This window comes from Proteiniphilum saccharofermentans (assembly GCF_900095135.1).
Classification (GTDB): Bacteria; Bacteroidota; Bacteroidia; order Bacteroidales; family Dysgonomonadaceae; genus Proteiniphilum; species Proteiniphilum saccharofermentans.
Window position 1 is genome coordinate 1684192 of the sequence record NZ_LT605205.1, and the last position, 20760, is coordinate 1704951.

Annotated in this window: 17 protein-coding genes and 1 pseudogene; 9 read left to right on the plus strand and 9 right to left on the minus strand. The window is 45.7% G+C overall.

Annotation, left to right across the window (positions count from 1 at the left end):
* Positions 1 to 18: 18 nt before the first annotated feature.
* From PSM36_RS06425 to PSM36_RS06455, 7 genes are all read left to right on the plus strand, one after another.
* Positions 19 to 360, plus strand: a complete 342-nt coding sequence (locus PSM36_RS06425; protein WP_076929922.1) for a nitrous oxide-stimulated promoter family protein — start codon at positions 19 to 21, stop codon at positions 358 to 360.
* A complete protein-coding gene (locus PSM36_RS06430) occupies positions 360 to 1232 on the plus strand; it encodes a response regulator transcription factor (protein WP_154670974.1) in 873 nt (290 codons plus the stop codon). The genes PSM36_RS06425 and PSM36_RS06430 overlap by 1 nt, the downstream gene beginning before the upstream one ends.
* Before the next feature lie 531 nt (positions 1233 to 1763).
* Positions 1764 to 3662 carry a methylmalonyl-CoA mutase small subunit gene (gene mutA, locus PSM36_RS06435; protein ID WP_076929928.1) on the plus strand — a complete coding sequence of 633 codons (1899 nt, stop codon included), beginning with the start codon at positions 1764 to 1766 and terminating at the stop codon, positions 3660 to 3662.
* On the plus strand, positions 3643 to 4581 hold the full coding sequence (locus PSM36_RS06440; protein ID WP_076929930.1) for a prenyltransferase: 939 nt from the start codon (positions 3643 to 3645) through the stop codon (positions 4579 to 4581). The genes mutA and PSM36_RS06440 overlap by 20 nt, the downstream gene beginning before the upstream one ends.
* Before the next feature lie 84 nt (positions 4582 to 4665).
* Entirely contained in the window at positions 4666 to 6813 is a 2148-nt protein-coding gene (gene scpA, locus PSM36_RS06445; RefSeq protein WP_076929933.1) for a methylmalonyl-CoA mutase, read from the plus strand.
* A 138-nt stretch (positions 6814 to 6951) separates the two neighbouring features.
* Complete coding sequence (locus PSM36_RS06450; protein WP_076929936.1) at positions 6952 to 9264, plus strand: TonB-dependent receptor domain-containing protein; 2313 nt, start codon at positions 6952 to 6954, stop codon at positions 9262 to 9264.
* Positions 9265 to 9442: 178 nt separating this feature from the next.
* On the plus strand, positions 9443 to 10405 hold the full coding sequence (locus PSM36_RS06455) for a hypothetical protein (protein ID WP_076929939.1): 963 nt from the start codon (positions 9443 to 9445) through the stop codon (positions 10403 to 10405).
* Positions 10406 to 10409: 4 nt separating this feature from the next.
* On the opposite strand, the gene PSM36_RS17935 is transcribed toward PSM36_RS06455, so the two are convergent.
* On the minus strand, positions 10410 to 10511 hold the full coding sequence (locus PSM36_RS17935; RefSeq protein ID WP_449421187.1) for a hypothetical protein: 102 nt from the start codon (positions 10509 to 10511) through the stop codon (positions 10410 to 10412).
* A gap of 50 nt (positions 10512 to 10561) precedes the next feature.
* Positions 10562 to 10672, minus strand: a pseudogene (locus PSM36_RS17865) (helix-turn-helix transcriptional regulator); the annotation flags it as partial.
* A gap of 166 nt (positions 10673 to 10838) precedes the next feature.
* On the opposite strand from PSM36_RS17865, the gene PSM36_RS06460 reads away from it, so the two are divergent.
* Together PSM36_RS06460 and corA are read left to right on the plus strand one after the other, a co-directional pair.
* Positions 10839 to 11168, plus strand: a complete 330-nt coding sequence (locus PSM36_RS06460) for a hypothetical protein (RefSeq protein ID WP_232001532.1) — start codon at positions 10839 to 10841, stop codon at positions 11166 to 11168.
* An 89-nt stretch (positions 11169 to 11257) separates the two neighbouring features.
* Positions 11258 to 12310: a magnesium/cobalt transporter CorA gene (gene corA / locus PSM36_RS06465; protein WP_076929942.1), complete on the plus strand. Its 1053-nt coding sequence runs from the start codon at positions 11258 to 11260 to the stop codon at positions 12308 to 12310.
* A gap of 8 nt (positions 12311 to 12318) precedes the next feature.
* Here corA and PSM36_RS06470 read toward each other — a convergent pair whose 3' ends face one another.
* The 7 genes from PSM36_RS06470 to PSM36_RS06500 all read right to left on the minus strand — a co-directional run bounded on the left by PSM36_RS06470 (position 12319) and on the right by PSM36_RS06500 (position 20759).
* Positions 12319 to 13020, minus strand: a complete 702-nt coding sequence (locus PSM36_RS06470; RefSeq protein WP_076929944.1) for a DUF4919 domain-containing protein — start codon at positions 13018 to 13020, stop codon at positions 12319 to 12321.
* Between the two features lie 161 nt (positions 13021 to 13181).
* Positions 13182 to 14063: an ACP S-malonyltransferase gene (gene fabD / locus PSM36_RS06475; protein ID WP_076929947.1), complete on the minus strand. Its 882-nt coding sequence runs from the start codon at positions 14061 to 14063 to the stop codon at positions 13182 to 13184.
* Positions 14064 to 14211: 148 nt separating this feature from the next.
* Complete coding sequence (locus tag PSM36_RS06480; RefSeq protein WP_076929950.1) at positions 14212 to 15876, minus strand: AMP-binding protein; 1665 nt, start codon at positions 15874 to 15876, stop codon at positions 14212 to 14214.
* Between the two features lie 81 nt (positions 15877 to 15957).
* Positions 15958 to 16518, minus strand: coding sequence for a helix-turn-helix domain-containing protein (locus tag PSM36_RS06485; protein WP_076929953.1), 561 nt, complete (start codon positions 16516 to 16518; stop codon positions 15958 to 15960).
* Positions 16519 to 16581: 63 nt separating this feature from the next.
* Entirely contained in the window at positions 16582 to 17376 is a 795-nt protein-coding gene (gene zupT, locus PSM36_RS06490) for a zinc transporter ZupT (RefSeq protein WP_076929955.1), read from the minus strand.
* On the minus strand, positions 17376 to 18161 hold the full coding sequence (locus tag PSM36_RS06495) for an inositol monophosphatase family protein (protein ID WP_076929958.1): 786 nt from the start codon (positions 18159 to 18161) through the stop codon (positions 17376 to 17378). The genes zupT and PSM36_RS06495 overlap by 1 nt, the downstream gene beginning before the upstream one ends.
* Positions 18162 to 18215: 54 nt before the next feature.
* A complete protein-coding gene (locus PSM36_RS06500) occupies positions 18216 to 20759 on the minus strand; it encodes a S9 family peptidase (RefSeq protein WP_076929961.1) in 2544 nt (847 codons plus the stop codon).
* Between the last annotated feature and the right edge of the window lies 1 nt (position 20760).

Sequence of the window (20760 nt, forward strand, 5' to 3'; positions counted from 1 at the left end):
TTTTGAAAGGGAGTATAGATGAACGAAGGAGAGAAAAAAGTCGTCAGCAGGATGATCGCGCTTTACTGCCGTTCTAAACACAGTTCAGGTAAGGAGTTATGTACAGAATGCAGGTCGTTGCAAGAGTATGCCCTGCAGCGACTGGAGACTTGCCGTTTTGGTGAAGAGAAACCCACCTGCGCCAAATGTCCTGTCCACTGCTATAAGAACAGCATGCGGGAGAAAATCAAGGAAGTGATGCGTTTCGCAGGGCCGCGGATGTTACTTGTGCATCCTGTGGCAGCTATTCGTCATCTTTATCGTGAACGCAGGCATGATCGCGATTTTACTGCAAAAGTCAAAGCAAATCGGAACAGATAGTGGCTTTATTGAATCAATATAGTGTTATGGCCGATGTGCTGATGGAGCACAATGAGCTTATTCCTGTACTGAACCGTTTCGGGATACGGCTTGGCGTGGGAGACAAGACTATTGTGGAACTGTGCGATGAATATACACTCAACCCCGACTTCATCCTTACCATCCTGAATGTCTATCTCAATGAAAACTACCTCCCTAAGGCCTCACTTGCCCTGTTTGACGCCCAATCGATTGCCGATTATTTCCAGTGTACGGTGGAAAGTTATATTCACGAATTGATACCTAACATCGGAAAACACCTGAATGCTTTTATTGTCATCAGTGGTTCTGAAAATGAAGAGCTGCGAATACTCAATGATATCTTTCAGAAATTCAAGGAGAAGATGACGGAACACCTACAGAATCAAACCCTATTCGACGATGATTTCCCCTATGAATTGCTACACGACCTGAAGAATATTTTAATCAGGCATCTCTCCAAAGAGTTCAATCAGAATCTTATTTATGCAATCATCTTTTCCGTCCATTCTTTTGAAAAAGATCTTGCCATCCACAATAGGTTACGTGAGAAAGTACTTCGACCCAAACTTAACGAATTGGACTCAACCGGTATCCGACACCTGCATCATGCCATTTCCGGTGATCATGCGCAGCAGCAACCCGACCGGCATGTTCACCAGCTTACCAACCGGGAAGAGGAGATCCTGCGGCTTATTGTGAAAGGATATCTTAATAAAGAGATAGCGGAAAAACTGCACATCAGCCATAATACAGTCCTCACACACCGAAAGAATATCATTTCAAAAACAGGAATTAAAACCGTGTCGGGACTTACTTTTTATGCTATCCGTAAAGGGTTGATATCCATGTGATAAAGGATCCTGGGATTCTAAGTGAAAAGTGAAAAATTAAAAAATTACCTTTTATCGCTGAAGCGCATTGTCATATCAATAGTACAAGGTATTGGAATCATATTCCTGATCCTCGATTTCCTCTGTTCGTTCCATCGGATCTGATGAGGAAATAGGGAATCACCGGAAAGATGCAATTAAGCCGGTAAATACTTTTAAAAGAGAATAAAAAGAATTATTTTTGTTCTCTTTTAGAGCCGGAGGATACGGTTAATTACAACCTGTCAGAAATAAGAAACTGTTTTGAATTTTTTCATCAATTGTTTTTTAGTAATTTTTTGATGGATTTGGATTTTCATTTATTGAAATGTAGCGGGCTACTTGAAAGAAATGAAAATTCGAAGGCGCAAAAAAGGGCAAAAAACAAGATGAAAGAGTGAAAAAAGAAGTAATTACTCGTAAAATTCAAAACAGTTTCTAAATAGGGAAAGAAGTTTTCGTTAAGCAATACGAGATGAATGAACCTCAAAATAATAAATAAAATAGTGAATTATGAGTAATCAGAGAGAGAAACTTTTCACAGGTTTTCCTCCCGTTTCCACTGAAGAGTGGATGGAAGTCATCACAAAAGACCTGAAAGGGGCCGACTTCCAGAAAAAACTGGTATGGAGAACCAACGAAGGGTTTAATGTGAATCCTTTTTATCGTGTGGAAGATATAGAAGGATCCCTTGCAGCCGAAAATCTGCCGGGGCAGTTTCCTTATGTGCGCAGTACCAGAAAGGATAATAAGTGGTATGTGCGTCAGGATATCAATGTGAAAGACTTTGCGGAGGCTAACAGGAAAGCGCTTACCCTGCTGGAAAAAGGCGTTACCTCTTTTGGTTTTCGTCTGCCGAAGAATGCACTTTCGGCTGAAAACTTAGGGATACTCCTTCAGGGGATCGCCCCTGACAAGGTAGAGTTGAATTTCAGCACCTGTATCTCACGCACCATCGATCTGGCTCGCCTGGTCACAGAGTATGTCCGTTCACAGAATCTCAATGTGATGGAATGCTTCGGATCTATTGAATTCGACCCTTTCCGGAAAATACTGAAAAAAGGGATTGACGAACCCAATTGGGTGGAAAAGGCAGTGGAGATGGTGAAAATTACGGCACCGCTTCCCCGCTATCGTGCTATTACCGTGTCAGGTGACAGGATGAACGATGCCGGGGCTTACAGCTATCAGGAGCTTGGATACAGCCTATCCTACGGAAACCAGGTATTATCGGCCTTGATCGGGAATGGTATCGATCCTTCTATGGCTGCAAAAAAGATAAAGTTCGAAATGGGGGTAGGAGCCAACTACTTCATGGAGATCGCGAAATTCCGTGCGGCACGTTGGCTGTGGGCTGAGATCGTGGATGCCTACAAACCGCCCTGTGCACATGACTGCGATAACAAAGCGCCCGACGGTACCTGCCGCTGTGCTGCGAAAATGAATATCCATGCCTCCACTTCACGATTCAACCAGTCGTTGTATGACCCCTATGTGAATATGCTGCGCACCCAAACAGAGGCGATGTCTGCTACCATCGGCGCAGTCGATTCACTTACCGTGCGTCCTTTCGACGAGGCATTCGAGACACCTACTGCTTTTGCGGAACGGATTGCCGTAAACCAGCAACTACTGCTGAAAGAAGAGTCTCATTTCGATAAGATCACCGATCCTTCATCAGGATCATACTATATTGAAACACTCACATCCGCACTGGCCGAACAAGCCTGGAAGTTGTTCCTCGAAACCGAAGAGACCGGTTTCTACGAAGCGCTTAAGGCAGGCACTGTCCAGGATGCCATCAATGCTTCTGCCAATGCCCGCTTCAATGCGGTAGCCAACCGGCGGGAAATCCTGCTGGGTACCAATCAGTATCCTAACTTCGGGGAGGCCATGGGCCAAAAGATAAAAGATACCGCAGCTCACTGCGGTTGCGGAAGTGATGAGGGACAAAACAGCCCGCTCAAGCGGCTCAATACACGTCGTCTTTCCAACGCTTTCGACGAATTGCGTCTGGCTACCGAACGGAGTGGTAAACGCCCCAAAGTATTTATGCTTACCATAGGTAATCTGGCCATGCGTTTGGCACGCTCACAGTTCTCAAGTAATTTCTTTGCTTGTGCCGGTTACGAGATCATCGACAACCTCGGATTCAAAACGGTAGAAGAGGGTGTCAATGCAGCCCGTGCCAAAGGTGCCGACATAGTGGTGCTCTGCTCTAGCGATGATGAATATGCTGCTTTGGCCCCTGAAGCTTATAACCTTCTCAAAGGAGGAAAAGAGATTTTCGTGGTGGCCGGTGCTCCCGCCTGTGCGGACGATCTGAAAGCAATCGGTATCGAGCATTTCATCAATGTGCGTAGCAATGTACTGGAGACGCTGAAAGCGTTCAATGAGAAAATTTTGCTATAGAACAAAGAATAAAGAGTTGGGAAAACTAAAAAACTGGATCATCGTAGCGCATCCGTGGGCGTTCCCTGCATCGGCATCGCCGGCGCTGATTGCCATATCCTATGTCTTTTACCTCTATAAAAGAGGGGAGATCGTTGAATTGAACTGGACATATGGTATTTTGGCTTTTTTCGGCGCGGTCATTTTCCATATGGCGGGAAACCTGATAGGTGAGTACCATGATTATGTGAGTGGAGTAGACCGCAAAGAAAAGACCGGACCGCCACGCCTGATCGTGATGGGGATTTTCAAACCGGAAACGATACTCTATTATGGCTATACGGTGCTCTTTGTCGGTATTTTATTAGGAATTTATCTCCTGTTAAATACCGGTCTTCCACTGCTGTTTATAGGGATTATCGGGATCATCAGCTCTACGCTTTACTACAAATTCAAGTATATAGCGTTAGGAGACCTGCTTATCTTTATCTGTTATGGCTTGTCGATTGCATTGGGAATGGCTTATGTCATGACCGGGCAATTGTTGTGGCCTATACTGCTCGTAATAACGCCTGTGGGGTTACTCATCGTAGCCATATTGCATGCCAATAATACGCGCGATATGTTACAGGATAAAGAAGCCGGTATACGTACTCAGGCAATGAATATGGGACTGGAAGGGTCTCAGATTACCTATCAGACATTGCTTTTGGCCGCTTACCTGCTGGTTGCGATCATGGTGATGATAGAGATGCTGGATACCTGGGTGTTCCTGGTACTTCTTAGTTTTCCGCTTGCCATTAAGAATATCAAACTGATGAGAAAAGCGACAATGGACGATCTGGGGATTATCCGCTTTCTGGATACCCACACAGCCCAATTGGTGCTGTTATTCAGTCTGCTCATGGTGGCCGGCAATGTAATAGCTTCTTTTATATAAAAACAAAGGTGATTTAAAATAAAAATGATCGAACCAAGTCCAAAAGTCCTGATTCTTGGTTCTTGATTCTAAAAGTCTAAAAAAATGAAACCAAATTTTAAAGATATTGATATTCACTCAACCGGTTTTACATCGACCGATGTGGCCGGATGGGCTGAAAAAAACGAGATCAAAGCCGATTGGCTTACGCCGGAACAAATTCCGGTGAAGCCGGTCTATACGAAGGAAGACCTTCAGGGCATGGAGCATCTGAACTATGCCGCCGGCTTGCCGCCTTATCTGCGCGGGCCCTATTCCACGATGTATGTAATGCGCCCGTGGACCATCCGCCAGTATGCCGGGTTCTCCACGGCTGAAGAGTCCAATGCTTTCTACCGCCGCAACCTCGCATCGGGACAGAAAGGGCTTTCCGTGGCGTTCGACTTGCCTACGCACCGCGGTTACGATGCCGATAACGAGAGGGTTGTGGGCGACGTGGGAAAAGCCGGTGTCTCCATCTGCTCGGTGGAAGATATGAAAATATTGTTCGATGGTATCCCGCTCAACAAGATGTCGGTATCCATGACCATGAATGGCGCCGTGCTGCCTGTCCTTGCATTCTATATCGTAGCGGCACAGGAGCAGGGAGCACAACTGGAGGAGATGGCCGGTACCATCCAGAACGATATCCTGAAAGAGTTTATGGTGCGTAATACCTATATCTATCCGCCGGAATTCTCGATGAAGATCATTGCGGATATCTTTGAGTTTACCTCGCAAAAGATGCCCAAATTCAATTCCATCTCCATCTCCGGATATCACATGCAGGAGGCGGGTGCCACCGCCGATATCGAGTTGGCCTACACTCTGGCTGACGGTATCGAGTATCTGCGAGCCGGTATTAATGCCGGTATCGATGTGGATGCCTTTGCACCCCGTTTGTCGTTCTTCTGGGCTATCGGCATGAACCATTTTATGGAAATAGCCAAGATGCGGGCTGCACGCCTGTTGTGGGCAAAGATCGTAAAGAGTTTCGGCGCCAAAAATCCCAAATCGATGGCATTACGTACTCACTCACAGACATCGGGCTGGTCGCTCACCGAACAGGATCCGTTCAACAACGTGGGACGTACCTGTATCGAGGCGATGGCTGCCGCGCTGGGACATACCCAGTCGCTCCATACCAACGCGCTCGACGAGGCCATTGCGTTGCCGACCGATTTCTCGGCACGTATTGCCCGTAATACACAGATCTATATACAGGAAGAGACGCAAATCACCCGCCAGGTCGACCCGTGGGCAGGCTCCTACTATGTGGAATCACTCACACAGGAACTGGTAGATAAGGCATGGACACTTATTAAGGAGGTTGAAGAATTGGGGGGGATGGCTAAAGCCATCGAGACCGGTATCCCCAAGATGCGTATCGAAGAGGCGGCCGCCCGTACACAGGCGCGCATCGACTCGGGTGTGCAGGCTATCATCGGTGTGAACCGCTACAGGCTCGATCAGGAAGATCCTATCGATATTCTTGATATTGATAATACTGAAGTGCGTAAACAGCAGGTAGAACGCCTTAACCAGTTGAAGGCTAATCGTGATAATGAAGCAGTCCAAAAAGCGCTCGACGCCATCACCCGTTGTGTGGAGACCAAACAGGGCAACCTCCTCGAACTCTCGGTGGAGGCTGCGCGGGTGCGTGCCACGCTGGGAGAGATCTCCGACGCATGTGAAAAAATAGTTGGACGTTATAATGCAGTAATCAGAACAATTTCAGGTGTGTATTCAGCAGAATCGAAAGAGGCGCCGACGCTCGAGAAAGCACGTGCCCTCACAGACCAGTTTGCCCGGAAAGAAGGGCGCAGACCCAGGATCATGGTGGCCAAGATGGGGCAGGACGGCCACGACCGTGGTGCCAAGGTGGTCGCTACCGGTTATGCCGACTGCGGCTTCGACGTGGATATGGGACCCCTGTTCCAGACGCCGGCCGAGGCAGCCCGTCAGGCCGTGGAAAATGATGTGCATGTGTTAGGGGTGTCTTCCCTGGCTGCCGGCCATAAAACACTTGTGCCGCAGGTGATCGAAGAACTGAAACGGCTGGGCCGTCCCGATATCGTGGTGATTGCAGGCGGTGTGATCCCTGCGCAGGACTACGATTTTCTCTACAAGGCAGGTGTGGCTGCTATCTTCGGGCCGGGAAGCTCCGTCACCCAATCGGCATGCGATATCATGCATGTGCTGATGGACGAGTAAGTAACCCGTGACTTATTAATATTGCAGATCCGCTCTTCGATCCTGTCTTATCAGATAGGGTGGAGGGGCGGATTATCTTTTTATAACTAATTTGTAACCAAATGAACCCATGAGATGTCATATTTCCAAAAAACGATTATGAGTTGGAAATTATTTTTTTCGTTATTACTTTGTAGCTTCGTGCTACCGCTCAGTGCGCAAATAAAAGGAACCGTTACAGACACCGACAACAATCCGATAGGGTATGCCAATGTGGCTCTCTATTCTCTGCCCGATTCGGTATTGATAGCCGGGACAATCACCAATGAAACAGGACAATTCTCACTTACCAACGAGATAAATTCGGACGCTATCGTAAAGATATCTTTTATCGGTTACCAACCCCAAATCCTGCCTGCCCGGCCGGAACAGCAGGTACTCCTGCAACCCGACACAACCCTGCTCGACGAGGTGGTGGTGAAAGGAACGCTTCCACAGGTCAGGTTGCGGGACGACGCCCTGGTCACATCGGTACAGAATAGCGTGTTAAGTAAAGCCGGTACCGCCAACGATGTGCTCAAGCGACTTCCGGCCGTGACCGGTGATAAAGGCGATTTCACCGTTTTGGGAAAAGGAAAAGCCAAAATTTATATCAATAACCGGGAACTACGCGATGAGTCGGAACTCGATAACCTTAGTTCGGCCGATATCAAAGAGGTGGAAATCGTACACAATCCCGGTGCACGCTACGACGCTTCGGTAAAGGCTGTCATACGGATATATACCGTACGTAAAACGGGTGACGGATTCGGCTTCGACCTGCGTTCCACCTACCTTCAGACGGAAAATACCGATCTCAGGGAGCAACTGAACCTGAATTACCGCCACAAAGGCTGGGATATTTTCGGCACGCTCAAATATGAGAGATATGCCTATATACAAGATAGCAGGATAGAGCAAAAAACATTCGCCGATACGCTCTGGACACAAAATAATAAATTGGATATCGACGGAATAGGAAATATCCTGACAGGGATCGTGGGGCTGAATTACGAAATCTCGCCGGCACACTATGTGGGAATGAAATATACTCATGCATCTTTCCCCGGTAAAAACGGAATGAAATCAACTACTCACAGCGACGTGTATGCCGACGGGGCCTTTTATGATAGATGGCTGAGTATTGATGATAACCGTTCGGCGAATATGCCTGCGCATAGAATGAATCTATATTACAACGGTTCGGTGGGAAAATTGACGGTCGACCTCAATACCGATTATTTCAGGAGAAAACAATCTTCGGAGTCGGTCATTACGGAAACCAGTGAGGAATTCGACAATAGGACGATCACTTCGGAAAACAACCTGGATAACCGCCTGTTTGCTTCCAGGCTGGTATTATCCTATCCTGTCTTAGGCGGAAAGGTCTCTTTCGGCAATGAATATACCAACACACGGAGGGATGACGAATATATGACCGATATCAGCATGATACCCTCATCCTACACCACTATCCGGGAGCAGAACGGAAGCTTTTTTGCAGAATACTCCCGACCGGTGTCTGTCGGACGGTTTACCGCCGGACTGCGTTACGAGAATGTGCGTTCCGACTATTTCAATAACGACGTGAAGATCGATGAACAGAGCAGGAACTATTCGCAATGGTTCCCCAACTTTTCCTTTGCCACAAGCATCAAAGATGCACAGCTACAACTGAGTTATACAGCGAAAACCGCACGTCCCTACTATCACCAGCTTCGAAGTAATGTGCTTTATGTGAACCGTTTTACCCTGGAATCGGGAAATCCTTTTCTCAGGCACGAGATCATTCACGATGCCACATTGACGGGATCATGGAAGTTTATCCAATTAATGATGAGCTACAAGAATGAAAAAGATGCTATTATTGTCTGGACTGAGCAAATGGAAGAGAATCCAGCCGTAAGCCTTGTAACCCTTCGTAACCTGGAGAAATTGCCTTCGCTTACCGCTTTCCTTACGGTCTCTCCCAAATTTGGGATATGGAGTCCGCAAGCCAGTGCCGGATTTATCAAACAATGGCTTACTATCAACAGTAATAGCAAACCCGTAAATATGAGCAGCCCCATGCCGGTAGCTTCGCTAAATAACTCTTTCACGTTACCGAAGGGATTTATACTGACATTAGATACACGCTTTCAGGGTAAAGGACATAATCAAAATCTTTATCTTTCTGAAAATCAGTTTATAGTGAATGCCGGAATAACCAAATCGTTCATGAATGATCAGTTATCCGTCGTACTGAAAGGACATGATCTGCTTAACAGGCAGATAACCGGAGTTACTTTCTATAACGAAAAAATGGAGATATACCAGTTCAATCGTTGGGATACAAGGGAGCTGGAACTCACTCTCCGCTATAAATTCAATACGGGCCAGAACAGGTATAAAGGTACGGGTGCCGGTGAGAACGAGATCAACAGGTTGAGGTAATTGATAATTGACAATTGATAATTGAAAGAGGAAAGTGGATAATGGTTAGTAATGAGGAGTTTACCGGAATGTTGATATTTGTACATTCCGGTAATAACCATTATATTTGTGCCAAGAGTTGTACGCAATTATTTCAGTAACCTCGCATTATGAAAAATAATGACTGTAAGATAATCCTATGAAATATTTTCTTTGTTTATCCTTTCTGATTCTGATTAACGGATGTGTTGATTCATATAACGGTGAACTGATATTTGTCGAACCCGGTGTAAATAATCAATTCGAATACCCCTATTTTTTATTTATTCCGAATGGCATTTCTGAATACGAAGAGAATTATCTGATTATTGAACCGAATAATTCAGGTTTTGTCGATGACGACTTACAAAAACATATTGAAAAAGCAAAAAGGATCGTGACTGTCGATTTTTATTTGGGAAACTGGGTCGCACAAAAATTAAAATATCCGTTGATTGTCCCTGTATTCCCTCGTCCGAAATCAGAATGGAAAATATATACTCATGCTTTAGATAGGGATGTGATGTTTCAGAAAGGTAACTCTTTGGAAAGACTCGATATTCAGTTTCTTGAAATGTGCGTGGATGCTCAAAAGAGGTTGGAAGGTAAAAATATCCGGATTGGGAATCGGTATCTTCTGACCGGATTTTCTGCATCGGGAACTTTCGCGAACAGATTTACCATCATGCATCCGGAAAAAATACTGGCTGTAGCAGCAGGAGGATTAAATGGCTTATTAATGCTTCCTATGGATAGTATTAATAATGAAATAGTGAAATATCCGGTAGGTACGGGTGATTTTGATGAAATAACAGGTAAAGAATTTCAGAGAACATCATTTTTAAAAACACCTCAGTTCTATTTTATGGGAAGATTTGATGATAACGACGCAGTTCCTTATGAAGACGCATTCGATCCGTATGAAAGGGATCAGATCTTTAATCTTTTAGGAGAACAAATGCTACCGGATCGATGGGACAGATGCAGGAGTATATATTCAGCCAATAATGTAAATGCTGTTTTTAACACCTATGATAATATCGGACATGAACATCCGGAACTGATTAAGAATGATATTATTAAATTCTTTGAAACCTGCATCCATCTGGACAGAAAACGGTAGTGTTTTATTTTTCTTCATATAGGCTGTATGCGGCACGCAGGGTATCTGAAATTCTGTGTCTTAACCGTGAAGGAGAAATTACTTCAATGCAGTCGCCGAAGCCCAAAAACAGGCGTTCAAGTTCTAAGTTGAGTTTTACTTTAATTTGAAAAATCGTACCGTTATGGGAGCATTGTATCCCAGTTTTTCGCTACGCATGGTCTGGATATCGAGTTGGACGGTACGTTTGCTTACATTGACCTTTCGGCCTTCATACTCGTAAAGCGCTTTGGCTTTCTCTGGTTCAATCCTTGTGAAGTGTTTCATGATGAGATGAATCAGGAAAAAAGATTTTCTATCCTGTAGACAGTATGGCTCATTCTTTTCCCGCGAATACCGGATGGCGAAAAACCATTATTTTCATTTAAGATGAAAATCGTTAAAACAAGATATTATGATGAAGAGAGTAAAAATTGAAGCCTACAAAGTAGGTTTGGTCGTGAAAAACGGATCAGTTAAAAGAGTACTGGATGAAGGTGCGCATTGGTTGTGGGGTGGAGAAGTGAAGATATTCGACACAATGGTTCCATTCAGGAGTGAATTGGATTTGGATATTGTATTGAAAAATGAGGATGTGATTTCCCGGCTGGAGGTGATCACCGTAAAGGAAAACCAATTATTGCTGGTGTATGAAAATTCGATCCTGAAAGAGGTTTACATAACCGGACGTTATGCTTTCTGGAATAGCATTGAGGATAGAAGCTGTTTTCGGAGGAAAAGCTGACTTCTGGTTACGTTTGCAAAGGACTTATGATTTGGAGGAAGAGCGTCGGAATTTGCTTCTCCATCCTGTTCATTTGGAGAAATTCCGTTATGCTTAAACGCAAAGAAGATATAGGACTCTCGCCGTACGAACTGAAGTTTCGTGGCCTACATCGTTCCGGAGATATCCGGATGACACTTTTTGAGATCGATTTTGAGAAAGTGAACGAGTCGACAATCCGGTCGGTAGAAGAACTCCTGCCTTATAAAAACAGTGAAACACTCATTTGGTTGAATATCGACGGATTGCATGATGAGAAATTGATGGGAGAGTTGGTAGGTACCCTGCAAATCCCGGCCGATATTTTATCAGATGTGATGGAGCCGGGTACACGTCCTCAGATGGAAGAATTCGATAACGGGCTTTTTGTTTCCATAAAGATGATGGAACTCAACGAAGGGAAAAACCGGGTATCTGTCGACAACCTGAGTCTTGTGGTAATGGATAACCTGCTTGTCACTTTTCAGGAAGAGAAGAGCGATTTGTTTAATCCGGTCAGGGAGCGGATCAGGAAGCATTCCAAGAGATTCAGGACATTGGGCGCCGATTATCTGGCCTTTGCCCTGCTGGATGTAGTAATTGACAATTATATCTTTATTTTGGGAGGACTTGGCGAAAAGATTGAAAACCTGGAAAACGAGATGATTATGGATCCCGGTAGGGAAACACTCAAAATAATTAATCTTCTCAAGCGTGAACTGAGTAATTTAGGGCGTTATATAAGACCTGCAAGGGAGATGATCATAGGGCTTGTGAAATCGGAAAGCGATTTTATTGCCCCGGTAAACGAGAAACACTATAAAGAACTTCAGGATAATATAAATCAGGCTGTAGAACTACTGGATTATTATCGTGAACTATTGTACGATGAGTTAAATATTTATCATTCTTCCATGAGTACCAGGCTGAGTGATATAATGGCGCTGCTTACCATCTTCTCGGTAATATTTATCCCGCTCACATTTATTGTGGGTGTCTATGGAATGAATTTCGACAATATACCGGAACTACATTGGCGGTATGGTTATTTCATAGTCTGGGGAGTAATGTTGTTGATCGCCATCGGGATGCTTTGGTATTTTAAAAAAAGAAAGTGGTTTTGACAACCACTTTACATTTTTCCTCCACCGCGTGAACTCACATGATCAATAACGGGAGCAATATTGAAATATACTCTCTCTACGCCGAATCGGTTATCTCCGAGGGTTAGATAATTTATCTTTTTGCTTGAGAGAATTTTATCATTACCACCAAAATTGTAACCCAGAAAAGGAAGGATATCATATTCATGAGCCACCTTGATCACGTAAAACGGAGTTTTATCCGACATCCCGTCACCGGTGCCCGCAATAGCATTTTGCACTACTCGCCGTTGTTGTGCCACTCTTTTATATTCTTCGGTATTGTTCTGTTGTGCATACACCAGCAATTTCGCATTCAACGCGCGCAGGTTAAACGGATCTTCGAGCAACAGTGCATTTGAATATTCCAGGATATTGGTATAATCATTCGGAGTGAATGACTTTTTGGATAATACTTCTGCCAGTTTATTGTTATATGAGGAGGTGTCAACCGGCATATATTGCGGCTGATAGATAAAACCGAAATAGAGATGTCGTCCTTCCTCAAGGGTCATTTTCTCGTCTCCGGCCATATATTTCTCCATCAATTTGGGATAATAGTAGGTAGAAGTCGGTTCTTTTATGTTTCTTTCGATCTGGACATAATTGGGGGCGCTGAAAAACTCTTCCTGTGCGTGTGCCGAAAATGTCACAGACGCAATGAGTGTAAATATGGACAATAATTTTTGCATAGCTTTCTGTTTTCTGTGTTAGTAATCGCGTTACAATGCAAATGTATTTTCTAAATTCGATTTTAACAAAAAAAATTAGATAAGAAACCTTAATGGACATTGAAAAACCGGAGTAAGTACTATATCCTACTCCGGTTCAAACTCATTTAAATACCTGAAATTTATTGTTTTCCTGAGACGGTAACGTTTCTGTCGATCTTGGAGATAAGTCCTTGTAACACGCTGCCGGGACCAAGTTCTACAAACTCCGTGGCGCCGTCGGCAATCATCTGTTGTACCGATTGTGTCCATTTTACCGGTGAGGTAAGCTGTGCAATCAGATTCTGCTTGATTGTGTCGGGATCTGTTTCGCCTGTGGTGGATACATTCTGGTACACAGGGCAGACGGGAGCCGAGAAACGGGTCGATTCAATGGCATCCGACAATTCTACACGGGCAGGTTCCATTAGCGGTGAGTGGAAAGCGCCGCCTACCTTCAGGGGTAATGCGCGTTTGGCGCCTGCCTCTTTCATCAGTTCGCAGGCTTTTTCTATTCCACTGTTGGAACCGGAGATCACGATCTGTCCCGGACAGTTGTAATTGGCGGGCACAACCACATCATCAATCGATGCGCAGATCTCTTCCACCTTTTCGTCGGGAAGCGCAAGAATGGCTGCCATGGTGGAGGGATTGGCTTCACACGCCTTTTGCATGGCCAGCGCACGGGCATATACCAGTTTAAGTCCATCCTCAAATGATAAGGCTCCTGCAGCTACCAATGCTGAAAACTCTCCGAGCGAATGGCCGGCAGTCATATCGGGCTGGAACTCTTCTCCCAGTGTTTTTGCCAGGATCACTGAATGGAGGAAGATGGCAGGTTGGGTAACCTTTGTCTGTTTCAGGTCTTCATCCGTTCCGGCAAACATCAGGTCGGTGATCCGGAATCCCAGTATTTCGTTTGCTTTTTCAAATAATTCATTTGCTAAGGGTGATGTTTCGTACAACTCTTTACCCATGCCCACAAACTGGGCTCCCTGACCGGGAAATACGTATGCTTTCTTCATATAATTAATTTATTTTAGAACCATCAACCAAGATTGATTTAGATTGATTTAGATTGATTTAGATTGAATGAGATTGAATGAGATTGAATCAACAAATCATCACCTCTCTTTTGTTTAGCAGTTGCAAAAATACATGTTTTATGTGAGATCAGTCCTGTTTTCCCGTTCTTTCGCGTATCTCCACCCGTCGGATCTTTCCGCTGATCGTTTTGGGTAATTCATTTACGAATTCAATCAACCGCGGGTATTTGTAGGGAGCCGTTACATTTTTTACATGCTCCTGAATCTCTTTAGCCAGTTCATCGCCCGCTTGCGCTTTATATTCTTCTGCCAGCACGATGGTTGCCTTGATTACCTGCCCCCTGATCTCATCGGGTACGCCGGTGATGGCGCATTCCACCACGGCAGGGTGGGTCATTACAGCGCTTTCCACTTCAAACGGGCCGATGCGGTAACCGGAACTCTTGATCACGTCGTCGGTACGCCCTACAAACCAGTAGTAGCCGTCCTCATCACGCCAGGCCATATCGCCCGTATGATAAATATGATCCGCGTATACTTCCTGGGTAAGCGTTTCATCACGATAATAGCCTTTGAACAGGGAAAGAGGACGCTTTCCGTCGGTATAGAAGACGATCTCTCCCTGTTCCCCATCTTCGGCCGCACGTCCATCGTGGGTCAGAAGATCCATCTTGTAAAGAGGGTTGGGGACACCCATTGCACCCGGTTTGGGTTCCATCCAGGGGAAAGTGATTATAGTAGGGGCTGTCTCAGTCTGCCCGAATGCCTCCATCATCTTGATACCGGTCAGTTTATAAAAAGTCTCGAATACTGACGGGTTGAGCGCCTCTCCTGCAGTAGTGCAGTATTCCAGAGCCGAAAGATCATATTTGGCCAGGTCTTCACGGATCAGGAACCGGAAGATGGTAGGAGGAGCGCAGAACGAAGTGACTTTGTATTCCGATATCATCCGGAGCATATCGTGTGGAATAAAACGGCCGTCGAAGTCGTAGACAAATATGCAGGCGCCCACGATCCATTGTCCATATAGTTTTCCCCATACCGCTTTGGCCCATCCGGTATCTGCCACAGTCAGATGTACGCTATCCTCATGCAGGTTATGCCAGTATTTGGCGGTAGTGATATGTCCTAGGGGATAGGTGAAATCGTGTATCACCATCTTAGGTTGCCCCGTAGTACCGGAAGTAAAATAAAGGAGCATGATATCGTCGTTATCGTTCACCTTTTCCGGTCTGACGAACGGAACCGCTTCTTCCACTCCCCGGTGAAAGTCGATCCACCCTTCGGGAATGGGATCACCCACCATAATACGGTGTTGTACCGTAGGCGATTTAGCCATTGCCAGATTCACATGCTCAATCAGGTTTTCATCCTGTACGGCTACAATCGCCTTTATATCTGCCGCATTGTTACGATAAACGATATCTTTATCGGTCAGCAGATGGGTTGCCGGGATCGCTATGGCTCCGATCTTGTGTAGCGCCAGGATGGTCGGCCAAAACTCGATGCTTCTTTTCAGGATAAGCATTACCATATCTCCTTTTCCGATGCCGAGCGATTGGAAGAATGAGGCTGTCTTGTCTGACAGCGTTTTCAGTTCGCCAAACGTCAGATCCCTGTGTGCCCCTTTGTCGTTAGTCCAGCAGAGCGCCCGTTTTCCGGGGTTTGTTCGCGCCCATTCATCCGTCACATCATAAGCAAAATTGAAGTTTTCGGGAACCGAGATATCGTAATGGTCGATAAAATCCTGATGCGAACTGAATGAGGTTTTCTTTACAAATTTTTCTAGCATGATAACCGTATTATGACGTCACGATCTTTGATTGTGGAAAGATTTCGACGGTTGAAGGAAAATATTTTGTTTCTCGATTGATTATGGGTATAGGATGACGGCAAGAAATTTCACCGGTTTGTCGTTAAGCGCCTTCATACCGTGTGGTAGCGACGAATCGAAATAAATGCTGTCGCCTTCTTCAAGTACCAGGTTCTTGCCGTTGATATGCAGCATCATACTTCCTTCCAACACCATGTTGAATTCCTGTCCTGCATGGATATTCTGGTAAAAATCGATATCCAATGGCTTGGGCTCTACCGTGACGACAAAAATTTCTGCCACATTATTGGTGAAGCCGGAGGTGAGCGACTGATATTTATAGGCAGAAACCCTTTCCACACTTACACCTTTGTCTTTCCGGGTGATAAAGTAGGCATTCATACGCGGTTCCGTGCCGAACATCAGGGTTCCCAGATCCACATTGAACTCCCGCTCGATGCGTTGTAAAAATGAGACGGAGATATCTTTCTCTCCTGCTTCGAATTGCAGGTAATCGTCCGTATCTACTTCCAGTCTATGGGCCATCTCACCGGGGGACAGGTTGATCGCATCGCGCAACCCTTTAATCCGTTCGCCTATTTGTCTAATATCTGTTGTCATCGCTGTTTGTGTATGAGTGTTGATAGATCTGTAAAAACGTGAAACAAAAATAATCTTTTTTGTTTAGATGAACAAATAGAGGCTCAGTGCCATAATCGCCATGCCAATCATCAGTCCTATAATGGAGAGATGGTGTTTACCGTATTTTTCTGCGGTGGGTAATAACTCATCCAGAGAGATAAAGACCATTACCCCGGCAATGGCTGAGAGAATGAGTGCATCCAGTACCGGATTCCAGAAAGGAAGCAGAAACAGGAAAGCGATGAGTGCACCCAGCGGCTCAGCCAACCCTGAGGCGAATGAAAGCCAAAATGCTTTCTTTTTGCTGCCGGTAGCGTGATAAATAGGAACCGATACCGCAATCCCTTCGGGAATATTGTGGATGGCGATAGCCGCTGTAATGGGGATGGCTACCTCGAAGGAGTTCATAGCCGACATGAAAGTGGCGATCCCCTCCGGGAAGTTGTGGATGGCGATGGTAACGGCAGTGATGATACCGGTCTGTTTCAATCTGTAGTTTGTCTTCATCTCTTCCACACCGTGTATTTCGTGTGGGTTTTGGGATTTGGGAACCAGGAAGTCAATCAGTGCGATCAGTGCGATACCTCCGAAAAAACCAAGGATCATATAGAACATACCTGTTTTCTGGCCAAATATGCCGGTGAGCGACTCCAACGAATTAGGCATCAATTCCATGAAAGAAACATAGATCATCACACCTGCGGAAAGTCCCAGTGAGAGGCTAAGAAAATTAGTGTTGGTGCGTTTAGCCAAAAACGCGATCAAACTGCCAATACCGGTTGATAAGCCGGCAAAGAGGGTTAGCAGGAATGCTATTAGAACAGTCTGGTTTTCCATTAGTTTCCCTGTATGATGGTTTCCATAATTTCCTGATGAATAATACCGTTTGAAGCGACCAGTTCTTTATTGAAAATGTAATTGTCACCTCCGGAAAAATCGCTGCATTTTCCACCGGCACATTGCAGGATAAATGCTCCGGCAGCTACATCCCATGGTGAGAGGCCGCTATGAAAGTAAGCGTCACATACGCCTGCCGCTATGTAACAGATTTCCAGTGCTGCTGATCCTTTGATGCGGAAACTGCATTTGCGAAACTGCTTCATGGCATTTCTGAGGATCTGTTCACCCCTCTCATCTAGGCTGTACGGAATGCCGAAGCCGATATAGCCGTTTGTCAGGGTGGAGTGGCTGCTCACTCTTACCGGATTATTGTTCAGGAAAACCCTTCCTGCTCCGGTGGCAGAATACATCTGTGCAGCCAGCGGGTCATATACCACACCCAGGATAATTTCATTTTCTTTCATCAAGGCGATACTCACCGAGAAAGGAGAATCGCCGTGCACGTAATTGGTAGTGCCGTCCAGCGGATCGATGATCCATGTGTACTCTTTCTGTTCAAACCCCACTGTTTCCTCTTCTGTGAGGAATCCCGCTTCGGGAAGTAACCGGCTTAATCCCTCTACTAACCGCCTCTCTGCTTCTTTATCGATATATGTCACATAGTTGCGGGTACTTTTTAACTCAATATCCCTCTTACGCAGGACAGTTTGTTCTGTTTTCAGATATTCCCCCGTAGAGCGTGCAAGTTCTTTTACCTCATTACAAAGTTTTTCCAGATTCATATTTTAGAATTACTAATTACTAATTACCAATTACCAATTCTTCATTTTCAATTTTCAATTGTCAGGAAACATCGAATCCCACCAGCGGGAGTCCTCTTTCAGCCATTTGGCGAACCAGGCATAGATAGCGTTATTCCAGGCAATCCGCTTGTCATAATCATAGATAGCATGGTTTTCACCTTCCACCTGGATAAATTCTGCCTCCTTGCCGAGCAGTTTCAAGGCGTTGTACATCTGGATGCTCTCACCGATAGGCACGTTGGTGTCGGCTGTTCCATGCAGTAGCAGCAACGGCGTATTGACCTTGTCGGCAGAAAAGAGCGGGCTTTGTTTTACATAGAGGTCGGGATTGTTCCATGGATAACTTCCTGCACTTGCTCCTGCACTGTAAGAGTAACCCCAATATCCTTCACCCCAGTAACTGGTAATATTGCTGATCCCGGCATGCGATACCGAAGCAGAAAACAGGTCGGTCCTGGTGATGAGGTACTGCGTCATAAATCCGCCGTACGATGCACCTATATTACCGATCTTTGTTCCGTCCACAAAAGGGTGGGAGGCTACGAACGCTTTGGTTCCTTCTATGATCTCCTCGGCAGTCTGGTCGCCCCAGGCATTCACATGGCGGGCAGAGAACTCCTGCCCGTAGCCGGTAGTGCCGCTCGGTTGCAGCGTATAGACCACATAATCCTGCGCGGCGTAGACATGTAACGGATAAGTGCTCTCAAATGTTCGTGACGTAGGGCTGGTTCCGCCATAGTAATAAACGATCAGCGGATATTTTTTCTTCGGATCGAAATTAGGAGGCAGATAGTAACGTCCTTCGATCACATCGCCGAAAGAACTGGTGAATTGCCAGTCTTTCACTTCTCCTAATTCCAGCTTGTTCAGCCGCTCCGCATAGGGATCGGATATCAGGGTCGATTCCATCGTCTTCAGGTTCAGCAGGTAACTCCGGTTCGAATTCGATGTGCTTACCCCTGTATAAGTCGCCCATGCGGCATTTTCGGCAATATTGAATGAGCGGATCACATCCTCTTTGAGCGGTAGTTTGTCGAACTTTTTCCGTCTCGGATCATAGCGGTACATATTTGCACGGTCACCCTCTTCTACGCGGTAATAGATATATCCGTCCTGCGCATTCCATTCCTGTGCGCTAATGGTAGGATCGAAGTTTTTGGTGACCGGTTCCACCTGCCGGGTAGCCAGATTCATGATAAACGATTGTGTATCGTAGCTGTTGGCAACCTGCCCCTCTTTGATATTAAGCCCGATACCTCCGAATGCTTCGGGAGCACCGTGGATCAACAGTTGTTTTCCGTCGGGTGAAAACTGGGCGGAGTAGGCGTACGTTTCATTTTTCCAGATCGTATCCACCTCCATGGTCTCCAAATCCAGCATATAGAGCGAACTTCTGCGGAAAGGGCGTTCCAGAAGATATTCTTCAGAAGTGGAAAAGAGCAGTCTCTTTACATCGCCAGTCACATCATTGAGTGAAGCGGTTTGGCGTCCGAAGGTGAGTTGTTGGGTGAGACCCGTATTGAAGAAATGCCGGTATAAAAAATAGCGGTCACGGTAACCCGGCAGCCTGTCGTCGATCCCGAGCAGCCGTTTCAACCCCCCGGGATTACTGATGGTAATGCTTTCCTTTGTGGAGAAGAAAACCGATTGTTCATCGGGCGCCATATGGAAATTCTCTTTCGGTAATCCTTCGGCAATAATTTTAGTTTCTGCTGTGAGCGGATCCAGTGTGTAGAGTGTCCGTCCGCTGTTGTCATCGGCCACATAATAGAGCATATCTGATTTTGGCATCCAATTCAGTTGTGCTCTGCCGCCCGGTTCCGAAAGGATCATCCGTTTCTGCTTGGCATCATATATCTCTGTATAACTCCGGCTATTCCCGCCGGACAACGTCTCCCGCAGGCTTAGCAGCACGAATCGTCCACTGGGTGAAACTGAAGAGCTATTCACCCTTTTTCCTTCAAGGATATCTTTGATATTGATCCTTCGGTTGTCTATGTTATTAAATGTATAGACGAGCAGGGAATCTTTCTCGTCAGGTTTCAGTTCGATCTTCACAGCGGGATCTGCCTTATATTCTGCCGAGGTGAGCATCTTAATGACAATACGCACATTGTTCGCCGGCCCGTTCAGGTTCGTATCTACTGATCCCGACTGGTGCAGGCTATCGTTTACCTGTGTTTTGGTTGCCCGTTTCACATTATCGATCCACAATTCCAGCGGGTTGGGCGATGTTATGGTGAGTTTCCCTTTACCATAGCGGTCACCGGTGACAAAGAAAGAGAATAGTTGCAATGCTTCTCCCTGTTGTGGTTTTGTCAGGTTGAAAAATCCGGCCGTATCCGGAGTCAGCTCTGTGGTAAACCGTTCCTGTGCCGGAAAGGAGACCGGATAGGCGAGTAGCTTTTCATCCGAAAAGGTGGATTTGTCGAGGTTTGTACTATCCAGCATTACCGGCCTCTGTACCGGAATCGGATCGAAAGAATAGATCTTGTCCGGCATCAGCGGCTGCTGCGCCTTTGCGCTTATTACCAGCAGTAACCCGCCAATGATGTAAAAAAAAGAATATCGTTTCATA